Origin of the sequence: Enterobacter sp. BIGb0383, from assembly GCF_003751845.1 — a bacterium.
GTDB lineage: Bacteria > Pseudomonadota > Gammaproteobacteria > Enterobacterales > Enterobacteriaceae > BIGb0383.
Genome location: NZ_RJKQ01000005.1, coordinates 168,628 through 185,336 on the forward strand (window position 1 = coordinate 168,628; position 16,709 = coordinate 185,336).

The window sequence follows — 16,709 nt, forward strand, 5'->3', positions numbered from 1 at the left end:
AACCGGGGCAATTGTCAGCCCACAACGTGCAGAAAGTCAGGTAATCACCAATAAAAAAGGCACATCAAACGATGCGCCCTTGTACTTTTCAACATTCCCGGCAGGGAAGCGATCAGTTTACTGCGTCTTTCAGCGCTTTACCTGCACGGAAGCCCGGCACTTTAGCGGCAGCGATGGTGATCTCTTTACCTGTCTGCGGGTTGCGACCAGTACGGGCAGCACGCTCTTTTACAGCAAAGGTACCAAAACCTACCAGCGCAACGTCTTCCCCAGACTGCAGAGATTCGGTAACAGAAGCAATTAATGCATCTAACGCACGTCCAGCTGCTGCTTTGGAGATATCAGCACCTGCAGCAATTTTGTCAATCAGTTGAGATTTATTCACTGTTCTCTTCCTCTCTTTATAATTTATATCGCGCCTGAGTCCGTCAGAACGCGACCGCGCAGCAGTTATAGCAGGCCTGCCCTGAGCTTACAACACCCGTTAATTATGGGATGACCAACCAGCAATCTAAATTAGCTATACAAAAAAAGGCTGGCAAGCACGAAATCGCTCTCCAGCCTTGTTTTTATCAGTGCTCTTTGCGCGGCGTCACTATTTTGCCGTTACAACCTGCATCCCGAACGGCGCATTCTGCAGTGCAAGGGCCAGCACCTCATCAATACGCTTCACCGGATGGATCTCCAGATCGGCAATCACGTTGTCCGGAATCTCTTCCAGATCGCGTTTGTTCTCGTCCGGGATCAGCACCGTTTTGATTCCGCCGCGATGCGCTGCCAGCAGTTTTTCTTTCAGGCCGCCGATCGGCAGAACCTGACCGCGCAGAGTGATCTCACCGGTCATCGCCACGTCGGCGCGCACCGGGTTGCCGGTCAGACAGGAGACCAGCGCGGTGCACATCGCAATACCGGCGCTCGGGCCATCTTTCGGCGTTGCCCCTTCCGGGACGTGAACGTGGATATCGCGTTTCTCATAGAAATCGGCGTTGATACCCAGTTTTTCCGCACGCGCACGCACCACGGTCAGCGCAGCCTGGATGGATTCCTGCATCACTTCACCCAGCGAGCCGGTGTAGGTCAGTTTGCCTTTGCCCGGTACGCAGGCGGTTTCAATGGTCAGCAGATCGCCGCCCACTTCCGTCCACGCCAGACCGGTTACCTGACCGACGCGGTTTTCGCTGTCGGCACGACCGTAGTCGTAACGCTGCACGCCGAGGAAATCATGCAGGTTTTCACCGTTAATAGTGATGTGCTTCAGGGATTTATCCAGCAGCAGCTGTTTAACCGCTTTACGACACAGTTTGGAAATTTCACGTTCCAGACTACGCACACCCGCTTCGCGGGTGTAGTAGCGAATAATGCCGATAATGGCGCTATCTTCAACCGTCAGCTCGCTCTCTTTCAGCGCGTTGCGTTCCAGCTGTTTCGGCAGCAGGTGACGGGTGGCGATGTTCAGCTTCTCATCTTCCGTGTAGCCGGAGAGACGAATCACTTCCATACGATCCAGCAGCGGCGCAGGAATGTTCATGGAGTTCGAGGTCGCCACGAACATCACGTCGCTGAGATCGTAATCCACTTCCAGGTAGTGATCGCTGAAGGCGACGTTCTGCTCAGGATCCAGCACCTCAAGCAGTGCAGAAGCCGGATCGCCGCGCATGTCGGAAGACATTTTGTCGATCTCATCGAGCAGGAACAGCGGGTTTTTAACGCCCACTTTCGCCATTTTCTGGATCAGTTTACCCGGCATGGAGCCGATATAGGTCCGGCGGTGACCGCGGATTTCCGCTTCATCACGCACGCCGCCCAGCGCCATACGCACGTATTTACGCCCCGTGGCTCGGGCAATGGACTGACCGAGCGAGGTTTTACCTACCCCCGGCGGTCCAACCAGGCACAGGATCGGCCCTTTGATTTTGTTAACACGGCTCTGTACCGCGAGGTACTCAAGGATGCGGTCTTTGACGCGCTCCAGGCCGTAATGGTCGGTATCGAGAATCTCCTGGGCCTGACGCAGGTCTTTTTTGACCTTGCTACGGGCGTTCCACGGTACCTGTACCATCCATTCGATATAGCCGCGTACCACCGTCGCTTCTGCCGACATCGGGGACATCATTTTCAGCTTCTGCAGCTCGGCTTCGGCCTTCTCTTTGGCCTCTTTCGGCATTTTAGCCGCGTCGATTTTACGCTTCAGCGCTTCGTTTTCGTCCGGCGCGTCGTCCATCTCGCCGAGCTCTTTCTGAATCGCTTTCATTTGCTCATTCAGATAGTACTCGCGCTGGGATTTCTCCATCTGTTTTTTGACGCGATTGCGGATACGTTTCTCGACCTGCAGCAGGTCGATTTCCGATTCCATCATCGCCATCAGATATTCCAGACGCTCATTGACGTCGGACATTTCCAGTACGGACTGTTTATCAGCCAGCTTCAGCGGCATATGTGCCGCAATGGTGTCGGCCAGACGCGCAGGATCGTCAATGCTGTTCAAAGAGGTCAGCACTTCCGGCGGAATTTTTTTGTTGAGCTTGATATAGCCTTCAAACTGGCTAATCGCAGTGCGCACCAGCACTTCCTGCTCGCGCTCTTCAATCGCCGGTGACTCAAGGTATTCAGCTTTTGCACTGAAGTACTCACCGTCGTCCGACAGCGTGGAGATACGCGCACGCTGCAGGCCTTCAACCAGCACTTTTACCGTACCGTCCGGCAGTTTCAGCATCTGCAGAATAGACGCCACGGTCCCGACGGTGAAAAGATCGCCCACGCCCGGTTCGTCCGTTGACGCATCTTTCTGGGCGACCAGCATGATTTTTTTGTCATGGTCCATCGCCGCTTCAAGACAACGGATCGACTTTTCCCGCCCGACGAACAGGGGTATGACCATGTGCGGATAAACCACCACATCGCGCAGCGGCAATACGGGGATTTCAATGCGTTCAGAACGCTCAGGATTCATAGAGCTCTCTCTTAGTTAGTGTCCGCCCGGCAATCAGATGACAAGGCTATGCTTAATGACATCTTTTAACATGTAAACCAGTATATGGGGATGTTTCCCACACATTCAACGCCGGGAATAGCGGAAAAGTAAAAGGGGGAATAAATTCCCCCTTTTTTTATTAACCGATTGTATGGACTGACTAATTATTCGCCAGATGCCTGCTGCGCTTCCGGCTTGCCGTAGATCAGCAGCGGTTTGCTCTGACCGGCGATAACCGACTCGTCGATCACCACTTTTTCGACGTCCTCCAGGGAAGGCAGGTCGTACATGGTATCCAGCAGCGCCGCTTCCACGATGGAACGCAGACCACGTGCACCGGTTTTACGTACCATGGCTTTCTTGGCGATAGCGTCCAGCGCTTCGTCACGGAATTCCAGATCCACACCTTCCAGATTAAACAGCGCCTGATACTGCTTGGTCAGGGCGTTTTTCGGCTCTTTCAGGATCTGAATCAGCGCTTCTTCGCTCAGCTCGGTAAGGGTTGCCACCACCGGCAGACGACCGATAAACTCCGGAATCAGACCAAATTTGATCAGATCTTCCGGCTCGACCTGCGACAGCAGCTGGCCTTCACTGGCTTTTTCAGACTTGGCTTTCACCGTTGCACCAAAGCCAATCCCTGAACCGGTTTCCACACGGTTGGCGATCACTTTATCCAGACCGGCAAACGCGCCGCCGCAGATAAAGAGGATTTTTGAGGTATCAACCTGCAAAAACTCCTGCTGCGGATGCTTACGGCCGCCCTGCGGCGGAACCGCTGCCACGGTGCCTTCGATAAGCTTCAGCAGCGCCTGCTGCACGCCTTCGCCGGACACGTCGCGGGTAATGGACGGGTTATCGGATTTACGCGAGATTTTGTCGATCTCATCGATATAAACGATACCGCGCTGCGCTTTCTGTACGTCGTAGTCGCACTTCTGCAGCAGTTTCTGGATGATGTTTTCCACGTCTTCACCCACGTAACCGGCTTCGGTCAGGGTGGTGGCATCCGCCATGGTGAAAGGCACATCCAGCAGGCGCGCTAAGGTTTCCGCCAGCAGCGTTTTACCGGAGCCGGTCGGACCGATCAGCAGAATGTTACTTTTGCCGAGCTCAACGCCGTTGCTGGTGTCGCCGTTACGCAGACGTTTGTAGTGGTTGTATACCGCAACCGCCAGCACTTTTTTGGCCGGTTCCTGTCCGATGACGTAGTCATCGAGATGGTCACGGATTTCGTGCGGCGTCGGCAGAGCGCTGCGCTCGCGGTGCGGCGCAACTTCTTTAATCTCTTCGCGAATGATGTCGTTACAAAGATCGACGCATTCATCGCAGATATACACCGACGGCCCGGCAATCAGTTTCCGCACTTCATGCTGGCTTTTGCCGCAGAAGGAGCAGTACAACAGTTTGCCCGAACCCTCTTTGCGTTTATCTGTCATGAGTCAAAACCTCTTTTCTGTTCTTTGTGCCGCACTTGACGACGCAAATGCCATTCAAAAGCGCAAGCTGCTACACAAGCACTGTGCCGCTCGTTATCCGTCCCGATAACCAGTATAGCGGCACAGGTGCTTCATGGGGCATCAATTACGATGGGTCAATATGGAGTCAACTAAGCCGTACTCTACGGCTTCAGGAGCGGACAGGAAACGATCTCGTTCTGTGTCGCGCTCGATTTGCTCAAGGGATTGACCCGTGTGCTGCGCCATAAGTTCATTCATGCGTCCTTTCACCTTCAGGATTTCACGGGCGTGGATCTCAATATCCGTCGCCTGTCCCTGATAGCCACCCAGCGGCTGGTGGATCATCACGCGTGAGTTTGGCAGGCAGAAACGCTTGCCTTTTGCACCGGCCGTCAGCAGGAAAGCGCCCATTGACGCCGCCTGCCCCATACAAATGGTGCTAACGTCCGGCTTAATAAATTGCATGGTGTCGTAAATCGACATCCCTGCGGTAATCACGCCACCAGGAGAGTTAATGTACAGGTAGATGTCTTTTTCTGGGTTTTCCGCTTCCAGAAACAGCATCTGCGCCACAATCAGGTTGGCCATATGGTCTTCAACCTGACCGGTCAGGAAAATAACACGCTCCTTGAGCAGACGGGAATAGATATCGAATGAACGCTCACCCCGTGAGGTCTGTTCAATGACCATTGGCACCAGAGCCATGTGGGGTGCAAAGTTATCTCGTTCGCCACTGTATGACATGTCCGTCTCCTGGATAAAAAATGAAAAAACCTGCTGTACTGATTGTAACCTTATGGACGGATTATCAGCCAGACTCTTTCTACGTTCCTCAGTTCAGGCAACCTCTGTTTATATCGTCCTGATACAACCCGAATGATTCTCGTAAACTCATGTTCCCTGTAATGGGTACGACGTCATCATATTTCAAGCATAACAAGCTTTTGCAGTTACGCTAATACCGAAACGATGATTTACGTCGTCGGCAAATCCCGCATGCTGACAAAAAAAGCCCGTCACCTTCAGGTGACGGGCTTTCTGTTTTAACACGGCTAAGCGTAGATTACGCCTGCTGGTTCATCAGCTCGTTGAAGGAAGTTGCTTTATCAGCCACTTTCGCTTTCGCCAGAACGGCTTCAACAGCCTGCTCTTCCAGAGCCACGTTACGCATATTGTCCATCAGCTCTTTGTTTTTGCTGTAGAACTCGATAACTTCTGACGGATCTTCGTAGGCAGAAGCCATCTCTTCGATCAGCGTCTTAACGCGGTCTTCGTCAGCTTTCAGCTCGTGGGTACGAATCACTTCGCCCAGCAGCAGACCAACAACTACGCGGCGTTTAGCCTGCTCTTCGAACAGCTCACGCGGCAGTTCCAGAGCCTGTTTCTCGTTGCCACCGAAACGCTGAGCAGCCTGGCGACGCAGAACGTCGATTTCGCTGTCGATCAGGGCAGCCGGCACGTCGATGTTGTTGGCGTTAACCAGACCGTCGATAGCCTGAGACTTGATGCGGTTACGCACGGCGCCTTTCAGTTCGCGATCCATGTTTTTACGCACTTCAGCACGCAGACCTTCGATAGAACCATCCTCAACGCCGAAACGTTTGATGAATTCAGCGGTCAGTTCCGGCAGCTCGCGGCCTTCAACTTTCTTCAGGGTGATTTCGAATTTCGCCGCTTTACCTTTCAGGGTTTCAGCGTGGTACTCTTCCGGGAAGGTCACGTCGATGGTGAATTCTTCGCCAGCCTTGTGGCCTTTGATGCCTTCTTCGAAGCCCGGGATCATACGACCCTGGCCCATCGCCAGTACGAAGTCAGACGCTTTGCCGCCTTCGAACTCTTCGCCGTCTACGGAGCCGGAGAAGTCGATGGTTACGCGGTCTTCTGCTTCTGCAGCGCCGTCTTTGTCAGACCATTCAGCCTGCTGCTTACGCAGAGTGTCCAGCATGCCGTCAACGTCAGCTTCAGTCACGTCAACAACCGGTTTTTCAACTTCGATTGCTTCCAGACCTTTCAGCTCAACTTCCGGGTACACTTCGAACTCTACGGTGTAGGTGAAGTCTTCGCCCAGTTTGTATTCGCCCGGAACGTAGTTCGGTGCGCCAGCCGGGTTGATTTTCTCTTTGATGATCGCATCAATAAAGTTGCGGCTCATCAGCTCGCCCAGCACGTCCTGACGAACGGAAGCGCCATAACGCTGAGCAATAACGGTATGCGGTACTTTACCTTTACGGAAGCCGTCGATACGCACTTTCTTCGCGACGTTGGCCAGTTCGCTTTTTACAGCGCTCTCGATGCTGTCAGCTGCGATAGTAATCGTTAAACGGCGCCCAAGGCCCTGAGTGGTTTCCACTGAAACTTGCATCTTGTTACCTCAAAAAAATCACGGTGCTCGGTCAACTCTTACTCTGGAAGCATCAGTCCCTGCTTCACAGAACGGGATGTTCTCTTCAATCAGAAAGACATTCCCTGTTACCAGAATCATCCCGAAGACGTTACGAAAAATTAGACGCCGCATTATAGCGGCATCATTTATATGAGTCGAGAACGGTTATCGCCTCATGCTGCGGCTTTTTTCACAATTCCCGGCTAATTTTTGTCTGAATGCTGGCAGATGCGCACAAAATTCAGACAAAACAAAACGGCCCGCGGGCCGTTTTCTCATCAACCTACGCAACATACTGGAAAAGCTCAGGCTGTTGCAAATGTGATTTATCTACCCAAAGTCATTCGAGTTGCAGAAGGGTAGATTATGCGAGGGTGCCTGCACCGCGGCATGGCGGGGACGCAAAGACCGCATCCTGTAACCCTTCCCACTCTTTAGCGGTATAGGTATGCAGCGCCAGCGCGTGCACCGTCGTTGCCAGCTCTTCCTTTAAGGTTCCGTATATCATCCGATGACGATTCAGGAAGCGCTCACCGCTGAAGCGGTCGCTGACTAACACGACTTTAAAATGGCTTTCAGATCCAGCCGGTACATTGTGACGATAGCTTTCGTCGACAACTTCGAGAAATTCCGGGGAAAATTCCTCCCGCAGTTTTTCTTCAATCTGTTCGCGTATCATCATAAATGACTCCTCCGACAACGCTGAGCTGTCGCCCATGTCTTTAAATGTTAGCCGCTTTTACCGGCTTCGTTACAGGAACACAACAAATATTTAGCTTTTGTGCGCCGCGTCCTGCCGCCTGTTTTGCCCCCACGATCCTCCCGACCACGGGATGATGAAAAGAAAACCGGCAAAACGGTGAATTTACGTGCGTTGTCCGATTGCCCTCGCCGTTGGCGATGTTATGATGGCGGCAATTTTTCTCTAATAACTCAACGCTGCGCTGAGATCCTGAATATGTTTAAGAAACTTTTATTCCCGTTGGTTGCTGTTTTTATGCTGGCTGGCTGCGTTACCCCGCCGACCACCATTAACGTTACGCCGAAAATCACCCTGCCACAGCAGGATCCGAGCCTGATGGGCGTTACCGTCAGCATCAATGGCGCCGACCAGCGTCAGGATCAGGCCCTGGCGAAAGTGACCCGCAACAATCAGCTGGTTACCCTGACCGCCAACCGCGACCTGCGCTTCCTGCTGCAGGAAGTGCTGGAAAAACAGATGACCGCCCGCGGTTATATGATTGGCCCAAGCGGCGCCGTGAGCCTGCAGATTATTGTTAACCAGCTCTACGCTGACGTATCCCAGGGTAACGTGCGTTACAACATCGCCACTAAAGCCGATATCGCCATCATCGCCACCGCGGCGAACGGCAACAAAATGAACAAGAACTACCGTGCGAGCTATACCGTAGAGGGCGCCTTCCAGGCCTCTAACGAAAATATCGCTAACGCCGTGAACAGCGTGCTGACTGACACCATCGCCGACATGGCGCAGGACACCAGCATTCACGACTTTATCAAGCAAAACGCCCGTTAATATTGCCCTGCATGGCCCGACATCCGTCGGGCCTGTAGCCACGTCATGTTTAGCCACTACCTGCACATATTCCGCCAGCCAAAATCGGCCATTCTGCTGATACTGGGCTTCGCCTCCGGTTTACCGCTGGCGCTGACCTCCGGCACCCTGCAGGCGTGGATGACCGTCGAAAATATCGACCTGAAAACCATCGGTTTCTTCTCACTGGTGGGTCAGGCGTACGTCTTTAAATTCCTCTGGTCGCCGCTGATGGACCGCTACACGCCGCCGTTCCTCGGCCGTCGTCGCGGCTGGCTGCTCGCAACCCAGATTCTGTTGCTGTGCGCCATTGCCGGGATGGGCTTTATGGAGCCCTCCACCCATCTGCGCTGGATGGCTGCGCTGGCGGTGGTGATCGCCTTCTGTTCCGCCTCGCAGGATATTGTCTTCGACGCCTGGAAAACCGACGTCCTGTCCCAGGAGGAGCGCGGAGCCGGGGCGGCGATCAGCGTGCTCGGCTACCGGCTGGCGATGCTGGTTTCCGGCGGGCTGGCCCTGTGGTTCGCCGACCGCTGGCTCGGCTGGCAGGGGATGTACTGGCTAATGGCGGCGCTGCTGATCCCCTGTATTATCGCGACCCTGCTGGCACCGGACCCGCAGGATGCCATTCCTGCGCCGCGCAGCCTTGAGCAGGCGGTTACCGCCCCGCTGCGCGACTTTTTTGGCCGTAATAACGCCTGGCTTATTCTGCTGCTGATTGTCCTTTATAAGCTCGGTGATGCCTTCGCCATGACCCTGACCACGCCCTTTTTGATTCGCGGCCTCGGCTTTGATCCCGGCCAGGTCGGGATGGTGAATAAATCGCTGGGGCTGCTGGCCACCATTATCGGGGCGCTGTACGGCGGCGTGCTGATGCAGCGAATGACCCTGTTCCGCGCACTGCTGATTTTTGGCCTGCTGCAGGCGGCGTCTAACGCCGGTTACTGGCTGCTGGCCATCACCGATAAACATATTGTCAGCATGGCTGGCGTGGTGTTTTTTGAAAATCTGTGCGGAGGTATGGGCACCGCGGCCTTTGTCGCCCTGCTGATGACCCTGTGCAACAAATCCTTTTCCGCCACTCAGTTTGCGCTGCTGTCGGCTCTGTCCGCGGTCGGACGCGTATACGTCGGCCCCATTGCCGGCTGGTTCGTGGAATCCTGGGGCTGGCCTCTGTTCTATCTCTTCTCCATTTTTGCCGCACTGCCCGGGATCGCGCTACTGCTGGTCTGTCGTCAGACGCTGGAATATACCCGGCTGACCGAAAGCTTTATGCCGCGCACCCGTTTTAGCGCCGGTTATCGCTTCGCCCTGCGCCTGCTGCTGGCCGGCACGTTTGTGATGATCCTGTGGCTGGTACTGCTGGGGCTTGATGCTCTCCATCTCACCGACTTACCCTGGCTGACACTGTTATTTGAAGCAGGTGCCGTCCTGGCGTTAAGCGGTGTTGTCCTCGGAGGCGTGCTCGACTACCGTTCGCTTCGCCAGATATCCTCAATGGATAACGCAAAATAGCGCATATTTGTCCTTGTAATAACGGCCTGCAATTATATCGCTCAAAATAACGCCATATCTTTACAAAAATATTTGCACTTTTGTGCGCAATAGAATTTCGGAAATTATTGGTAGTTTCTGAAAGGCGATGAACAAATTAACCGTTTCAGCCAAAAAGCATTTAATTTTTCGTTCTTATTTTGTCTTTGATTTGATAATTAAATGTTAATCTACTGTATGCATTTGTTGTGGTTATACCAATTGCCCATGGTCATCAGCCCTCCCCCGACCTTTCGTTATAACAAGGGCTGCAGGCTTTTTTTGGTCGCGTTTTAGACACAACTAGCAACATGTGTGACATGTCCGGCAGAACCCGGTAACACCGAACTGACAGGAGTCCATTCATGTTTACAGTAATGTAACCTTCCCGTAAAATGCCCCCACACTTTGAACGCCACCAGATCCCGTGGAATTGAGGTCGTTAAATGAGACTCAGGAAATACAATAAAAGTTTGGGACTGCTGTCATTAATCGCAGGCACTGTTTTACTCAGTGGCTGTGATTCTGCACTTCTCAACCCCAAAGGACAGATTGGCCTGGAACAACGGTCGCTGATACTGACGGCTTTCGGCCTGATGATGATCGTCGTGATTCCAGCCATTTTGATGGCTGTTGGTTTCGCCTGGAAGTACCGTGCGAGCAATAAAGATGCGAAGTATAGCCCTAACTGGTCACACTCCAATAAAGTGGAAGCTGTGGTCTGGACGGTGCCGATTCTGATCATCATCTTCCTCGCCGTGCTGACCTGGAAAACCACTCACGCGTTAGAACCCAGCAAAGCGCTGGCGGACAACGGTGAGAAGACGGTCACCATCGAAGTCATCTCAATGGACTGGAAGTGGTTCTTCATTTACCCGGAACAGGGTATCGCCACAATCAACGAAGTTGCCTTCCCGGCAAATACCAACGTGCAGTTCAAGATCACCTCTAACTCGGTGATGAACTCGTTCTTTATTCCGCGACTGGGCAGCCAGATTTATGCGATGGCCGGGATGCAGACTAACCTGCACCTGATTGCCAACGAAGCCGGCACCTACGACGGGATTTCCGCAAGCTATAGCGGTCCGGGTTTCTCGGGCATGAAGTTCAAAGCTATTGCGACGCCGGATCGCGCAGGTTTCGACCAGTGGGTCGCGAAGGTTAAGCAGTCTTCAGGCAGCATCAATGATATGGCCGCCTACGAGAAAATTGCCGCACCGAGCGAGTACAACAAGGTTGAATACTTCTCCAGCGTGAAACCTGATTTGTTCAAAGACGTCACGAACAAGTTTATGGGACACGGCCATAGCATGGACATGACCCAGCCTGAAGGTGAGAAAACCTCACATGAAGGAATGGAAGGCATGGACATGAACCAGCCAGCAGGTGAGCACAGCTCACATGAAGGCATGGACATGAACCACGCGGAAACCTCTCACTAAGGGGCCGAGGAATAATACGATGTTGGGAAAACTTACACTGGATGCCGTTCCGTACCATGAACCCATTATCATGGTTACGGTGGCTGCAATTATCATCGGCGGCCTGGGCTTACTGGCCGCGATCACCTACTTCGGTAAGTGGTCATATCTGTGGAATGAGTGGCTGACCTCCGTTGACCACAAACGCCTGGGTATCATGTATATCATCGTGGCATTCGTTATGCTGCTGCGTGGTTTTGCTGATGCCATCATGATGCGTAGCCAGCAGGCGCTGGCCTCCGCGGGCGAAGCCGGGTTCCTGAACCCGCACCACTACGATCAGATCTTCACCGCTCACGGCGTGATCATGATCTTCTTCGTGGCGATGCCTTTCGTTATCGGTCTGATGAACATTGTTGTTCCGCTGCAGATCGGTGCCCGCGACGTGGCGTACCCGTTCCTGAACAACCTCAGCTTCTGGTTTACCGTCGTTGGTGTGATCCTGGTTAACCTGTCCCTCGGGCTGGGTGAATTCGGTCAGACCGGCTGGCTGGCTTACCCGCCGCTGTCGGGGATTGAGTACAGTCCAGGGGTCGGGGTCGATTACTGGATATGGAGTATTCAGCTATCCGGTATCGGTACGACTCTGACGGGGATTAACTTCTTCGTGACGATCCTCAAAATGCGCGCGCCTGGCATGGATATGTTCAAGATGCCTGTCTTTACCTGGGCTTCTCTGTGCGCCAACATTCTGATTATCGCCTCCTTCCCGATTCTGACGGTGACCGTCGCCCTGTTGACCCTGGATCGCTATCTGGGCACCCATTTCTTTACCAATGATATGGGTGGCAACATGATGATGTACATCAACCTGATATGGGCCTGGGGCCATCCGGAAGTGTACATTCTGGTGCTGCCGGTCTTCGGGGTGTTCTCCGAAATCGCCGCCACCTTCTCGCGTAAACGTCTGTTCGGCTACACCTCGCTGGTGTGGGCAACCGTCTGTATTACCATTCTGTCGTTCATCGTCTGGCTGCACCACTTCTTCACCATGGGTGCAGGCGCGAACGTAAACGCCTTCTTTGGTATTACAACCATGATTATCGCCATCCCGACCGGGGTGAAGATCTTCAACTGGCTGTTCACCATGTACCAGGGCCGCATCGTGTTTAACTCCGCGATGCTGTGGACCATCGGCTTTATCGTCACCTTTACCGTTGGCGGTATGACCGGCGTTCTGCTGGCAGTGCCGGGCGCGAACTTCGTTCTGCACAACAGCCTGTTCCTGATTGCGCACTTCCATAACGTGATTATCGGCGGCGTGGTCTTCGGCTGCTTCGCAGGTATGACCTACTGGTGGCCAAAAGCTTTCGGCTTTACTCTCGATGAGAAATGGGGTGTTCGCGCATTCTGGTTCTGGATCATCGGCTTCTTCGTAGCGTTTATGCCGCTGTACGTGCTTGGCTTTATGGGTATGACCCGTCGTCTGAGCCAGCAGATCGATCCGCAGTTCCACCCGCTGCTGATGGTTGCTGCGTTTGGTGCGGTGCTGATTGCCTGCGGTATCGCAAGCCAGCTGATTCAGATCGTTGTCTCCATTCGTGACCGTGAGAAAAACCGCGATCTGACCGGTGACCCGTGGGGCGCTCGTACGCTGGAGTGGGCAACCTCCTCTCCGCCGCCATTCTATAACTTTGCCATTGTGCCGCAGATCCACGAACGCGATGCATTCTGGGAAATGAAAGAGAAAGGCGAAGCCTACAAGCAGCCTGCGCAGTATGAAGAAATTCATATGCCGAAAAACAGCGGTGCCGGAATCATCATCGCCCTGTTCACCACCATCTTCGGTTTTGCCATGATCTGGCATATCTGGTGGCTGGCAATCGCGAGCTTCGTGGCTGTTATCGCGAGCTGGATTGTGAAGAGCTTTGATGAAGACGTGGATTACTACGTACCGGTAAGTGAAGTTGAAAAAATCGAAAACCAGCATTTCGATGAGATTTCTAAAGCGGGGCTGAAAAATGGCAACTGATACCCTCACCCACGCGGATGCCCACGCGCACGATCACGGGCACCACGACGCAGGCCCGAATAAGGTCTTTGGGTTCTGGATCTACCTGATGAGCGACTGCATTATCTTTGCAACGCTCTTCGCAACCTATGCCGTTCTGGTGAACGGTACGGCAGGCGGCCCGACCGGCAAGGATATTTTTGAACTGCCGTTCGTGCTGGTAGAAACCTTCCTGCTGTTGTTCAGCTCCATTACCTACGGCATGGCGGCTATCGCCATGTACAAAAATAACAAGAGTCAGGTTCTTACCTGGCTCGGCCTCACCTTCCTGTTCGGTGCGGGCTTCATCGGGATGGAGATCTATGAATTCCATCACCTGATTGTTAACGGTATGGGTCCGGATCGCAGTGGCTTCCTGTCAGCGTTCTTTGCGCTGGTCGGTACCCACGGTCTGCACGTGACCTCTGGTCTGATCTGGATGGCGGTAATGATGGTTCAGGTTGCGCGTCGCGGCCTGACCAGCACCAACCGCACCCGTCTGATGTGCCTGAGCATGTTCTGGCACTTCCTCGACGTGGTCTGGATCTGTGTGTTCACTGTTGTTTATCTGATGGGGGCGATGTAATGAGTCATTCTACCGATCACGGCGCGTCCCACGGCAGCGTAAAGACCTATATGATTGGCTTTATTCTGTCGGTCATCCTGACGGTGATTCCGTTCTGGATGGTAATGGACGGATCCGCATCAAAAGCAGCCATCCTGGGTACTATCCTGGTGGCGGCAGTGGTACAGATTCTGGTGCACCTGGTCTGCTTCCTGCACATGAATACCTCTTCTGAGGAGCGCTGGAACCTGACGGCCTTTATCTTTACCGTCATTATCATCGCTATCGTGGTAGTGGGATCCATCTGGATTATGTGGAACCTGAACTACAACATGATGGTTCACTAAGAGCGGCGAGTATGATGTTTAAGCAATACCTGCAAGTAACAAAGCCAGGCATCATTTTTGGCAACCTGATTTCGGTCATCGGCGGTTTCCTGCTGGCCTCTAAGGGCAGCATCGATTATCCGCTGTTTGCGTACACGCTGGTTGGCGTGTCCCTGGTTGTCGCCTCTGGTTGTGTCTTTAACAACTTCATCGACCGTGACATCGACAGGAAGATGGAGCGCACAAAAAACCGGGTGCTGGTCAAGGGGCTGATCTCGCCAAAAGTCTCGCTGGTGTACGCCACCTTGTTGGGTATTGCTGGCTTTATGCTGCTGTGGTTTGGCGCCAACCCTCTGGCCTGCTGGCTGGGGGTGATGGGGTTTGTGGTTTATGTCGGCGTTTACAGCCTGTACATGAAGCGCCACTCCGTCTACGGCACGCTGATTGGCTCGCTCTCCGGCGCTGCGCCGCCGGTGATCGGCTACTGTGCGGTAACCGGTGATTTTGATAGCGGCGCGGCTATCCTGCTGGCGATTTTCAGCCTGTGGCAGATGCCGCACTCTTACGCCATCGCGATTTTCCGCTTTAAGGATTATCAGGCAGCCAATATTCCCGTGCTGCCGGTGGTGAAAGGTATTTCCGTCGCAAAAAACCATATCACGCTGTATATCATCGCCTTTGCTGTCGCCACGCTGATGCTCTCTCTGGGCGGATACGCTGGCTACAAGTATCTGGTGGTGGCCGCAGCGGTGAGCGTCTGGTGGCTGGGTATGGCCCTTCGCGGCTATAAAGCGGAAAACGATAAGGTGTGGGCGCGCAAGCTGTTCGTCTTCTCTATCGTGGCTATTACCTCCCTGAGCGTGATGATGTCCGTCGACTTTATGGTCCCGGACTCCCACAGCCTGCTGACTTACGTCTGGTAAACACTCCACGCTAAAAAGGGTGCTTCGGCACCCTTTTTTTATGTCCGGGCTAAACACCCCGCCGTGTAATATTTGCTAAGAAACCCGCTGTTTACCCTCCCCCTTCCGCAGATTACACTATGCCCGGCTTTCACACTGAGGTGGCAATGAACGATTTTAAAATGACGCCGGGCGAGTTGCGCGCGACCTGGGGTTTAGGGACCGTATTCTCTCTGCGCATGCTCGGCATGTTTATGGTCCTGCCCGTTCTGACCACGTACGGCATGGCGCTGCAGGGCGCAAGCGAAGCGCTGATCGGTCTGGCGATTGGTATCTATGGCCTGGCCCAGGCCGTTTTCCAGGTGCCCTTTGGTCTGCTCTCAGACCGCATTGGCCGTAAACCGCTGATCGTCGGCGGGCTGGCGATTTTTGTCGTCGGCAGTATTATCGCCGCCCTCTCAGACTCTATCTGGGGCATTATCCTCGGCCGGGCGCTACAGGGCTCCGGGGCGATTGCCGCCGCGGTGATGGCCCTGCTGTCTGACTTAACCCGCGAACAGAACCGCACCAAAGCGATGGCCTTTATCGGCGTCAGCTTTGGGGTCACCTTCGCCATTGCGATGGTCGCCGGGCCGGTCATTACCCATAAGCTCGGGCTGCACGCCCTGTTCTGGATGATTGCCCTGCTGGCTACCCTGGCGATTGCCCTGACCATCTGGGTGGTGCCGAACAGCCGCGATCACGTCCTGAACCGCGAATCCGGGATGGTTAAAGGCAGCTTTAAGCTGGTGCTGGCTAACCCGAAGCTGCTGAAACTTAACTTCGGCATTATGTGTCTGCATATCCTGCTGATGTCCACCTTTGTAGCCCTTCCCGGCCAGCTGGAAGCGGCGGGATTAGCGCCTGCGGATCACTGGAAAGTGTATCTGGTCACCATGCTGATCTCCTTCGTCTCGGTGGTGCCTTTTATTATCTATGCGGAAGTGAAGCGCCGGATGAAGCGGGTATTCCTGCTTTGTGTGGTGCTGCTGCTGATCGCCGAGATTGTGCTCTGGGGATCCGGGACCTGGTTTTGGGAGCTGGTGCTCGGCGTGCAGATTTTCTTTATCGCCTTTAACCTGATGGAAGCCCTGCTGCCGTCGCTGATCAGTAAAGAGTCTCCAGCGGGCTATAAAGGCACGGCGATGGGGATTTACTCCACCAGCCAGTTTATCGGCGTCGCCATCGGTGGCGCGCTGGGCGGCTGGGTCGACGGCATGTTTGATTCACAGACGGTGTTTCTTGCCGGTGCCCTGCTCTCCACGCTGTGGTTGCTGGTCGCGAGCACCATGAAAGAGCCGCCCTACGTCAGTAGTCTGCGCATTGCGCTACCTGAAGATGTCGTGGCCGATGAGGCGCTGAAGGCGCGTCTGTTAGCCATAGAGGGTGTGAGTGAAGTGCTGGTGGTGGCCGAAGAGCAGAGCGCCTACGTCAAAATTGACAGTAAGGTGACCAATCGCTTTGAAGTTGAGCAGGTCGTCAAAGGGGCGTAAAAAAAGCGGGG

14 protein-coding genes are annotated in these 16,709 nt (G+C 54.0%); 8 read left to right on the top strand and 6 right to left on the bottom strand.

Going from position 1 to position 16,709, the window contains the following annotated elements; translation table 11 throughout:
- Positions 1 to 112: 112 nt before the first annotated feature.
- From hupB to bolA, 6 genes are all read right to left on the bottom strand, one after another.
- Positions 113 to 385 carry a nucleoid-associated protein HU-beta gene (hupB, locus tag EDF81_RS20845; protein ID WP_123350076.1) on the bottom strand — a complete coding sequence of 91 codons (273 nt, stop codon included), beginning with the start codon at positions 383 to 385 and terminating at the stop codon, positions 113 to 115.
- Between the two features lie 210 nt (positions 386 to 595).
- Entirely contained in the window at positions 596 to 2,950 is a 2,355-nt protein-coding gene (gene lon, locus EDF81_RS20850) for an endopeptidase La (protein ID WP_123350077.1), read from the bottom strand.
- Between the two features lie 185 nt (positions 2,951 to 3,135).
- The gene (gene clpX / locus EDF81_RS20855) at positions 3,136 to 4,410 is read right to left on the bottom strand and encodes an ATP-dependent protease ATP-binding subunit ClpX (protein ID WP_123350078.1); all 1,275 of its coding nucleotides are present in this window, start codon (positions 4,408 to 4,410) and stop codon (positions 3,136 to 3,138) included.
- Between the two features lie 141 nt (positions 4,411 to 4,551).
- Positions 4,552 to 5,175 carry an ATP-dependent Clp endopeptidase proteolytic subunit ClpP gene (gene clpP, locus EDF81_RS20860; RefSeq protein WP_123350079.1) on the bottom strand — a complete coding sequence of 208 codons (624 nt, stop codon included), beginning with the start codon at positions 5,173 to 5,175 and terminating at the stop codon, positions 4,552 to 4,554.
- 319 nt (positions 5,176 to 5,494) lie between these two features.
- Entirely contained in the window at positions 5,495 to 6,793 is a 1,299-nt protein-coding gene (gene tig / locus EDF81_RS20865; protein WP_123350080.1) for a trigger factor, read from the bottom strand.
- A 385-nt stretch (positions 6,794 to 7,178) separates the two neighbouring features.
- A complete protein-coding gene (bolA, locus tag EDF81_RS20870; protein WP_123350081.1) occupies positions 7,179 to 7,496 on the bottom strand; it encodes a transcriptional regulator BolA in 318 nt (105 codons plus the stop codon).
- Positions 7,497 to 7,772: 276 nt separating this feature from the next.
- On the opposite strand from bolA, the gene EDF81_RS20875 reads away from it, so the two are divergent.
- The 8 genes from EDF81_RS20875 to EDF81_RS20910 all read left to right on the top strand — a co-directional run bounded on the left by EDF81_RS20875 (position 7,773) and on the right by EDF81_RS20910 (position 16,698).
- Positions 7,773 to 8,351, top strand: coding sequence for a lipoprotein (locus tag EDF81_RS20875; protein ID WP_123350082.1), 579 nt, complete (start codon positions 7,773 to 7,775; stop codon positions 8,349 to 8,351).
- A gap of 45 nt (positions 8,352 to 8,396) precedes the next feature.
- Positions 8,397 to 9,884 (top strand): muropeptide MFS transporter AmpG, encoded by a 1,488-nt coding sequence (ampG, locus tag EDF81_RS20880; RefSeq protein ID WP_123350083.1) that lies wholly within the window; start codon positions 8,397 to 8,399, stop codon positions 9,882 to 9,884.
- A 464-nt stretch (positions 9,885 to 10,348) separates the two neighbouring features.
- The gene (gene cyoA, locus EDF81_RS20885) at positions 10,349 to 11,344 is read left to right on the top strand and encodes a cytochrome o ubiquinol oxidase subunit II (protein WP_123350084.1); all 996 of its coding nucleotides are present in this window, start codon (positions 10,349 to 10,351) and stop codon (positions 11,342 to 11,344) included.
- A gap of 19 nt (positions 11,345 to 11,363) precedes the next feature.
- Positions 11,364 to 13,355: a cytochrome o ubiquinol oxidase subunit I gene (gene cyoB / locus EDF81_RS20890; RefSeq protein ID WP_123350085.1), complete on the top strand. Its 1,992-nt coding sequence runs from the start codon at positions 11,364 to 11,366 to the stop codon at positions 13,353 to 13,355.
- Entirely contained in the window at positions 13,345 to 13,959 is a 615-nt protein-coding gene (locus EDF81_RS20895) for a cytochrome o ubiquinol oxidase subunit III (protein ID WP_123350086.1), read from the top strand. Before cyoB ends, EDF81_RS20895 begins: the two co-directional genes overlap by 11 nt.
- Positions 13,959 to 14,285: a cytochrome o ubiquinol oxidase subunit IV gene (locus EDF81_RS20900; RefSeq protein WP_123350087.1), complete on the top strand. Its 327-nt coding sequence runs from the start codon at positions 13,959 to 13,961 to the stop codon at positions 14,283 to 14,285. Before EDF81_RS20895 ends, EDF81_RS20900 begins: the two co-directional genes overlap by 1 nt.
- 11 nt (positions 14,286 to 14,296) lie before the next feature.
- The gene (gene cyoE / locus EDF81_RS20905; RefSeq protein ID WP_123350088.1) at positions 14,297 to 15,187 is read left to right on the top strand and encodes a heme o synthase; all 891 of its coding nucleotides are present in this window, start codon (positions 14,297 to 14,299) and stop codon (positions 15,185 to 15,187) included.
- Between the two features lie 146 nt (positions 15,188 to 15,333).
- Positions 15,334 to 16,698, top strand: coding sequence for an MFS transporter (locus tag EDF81_RS20910; RefSeq protein WP_123350089.1), 1,365 nt, complete (start codon positions 15,334 to 15,336; stop codon positions 16,696 to 16,698).
- Positions 16,699 to 16,709 lie beyond the last annotated feature (11 nt).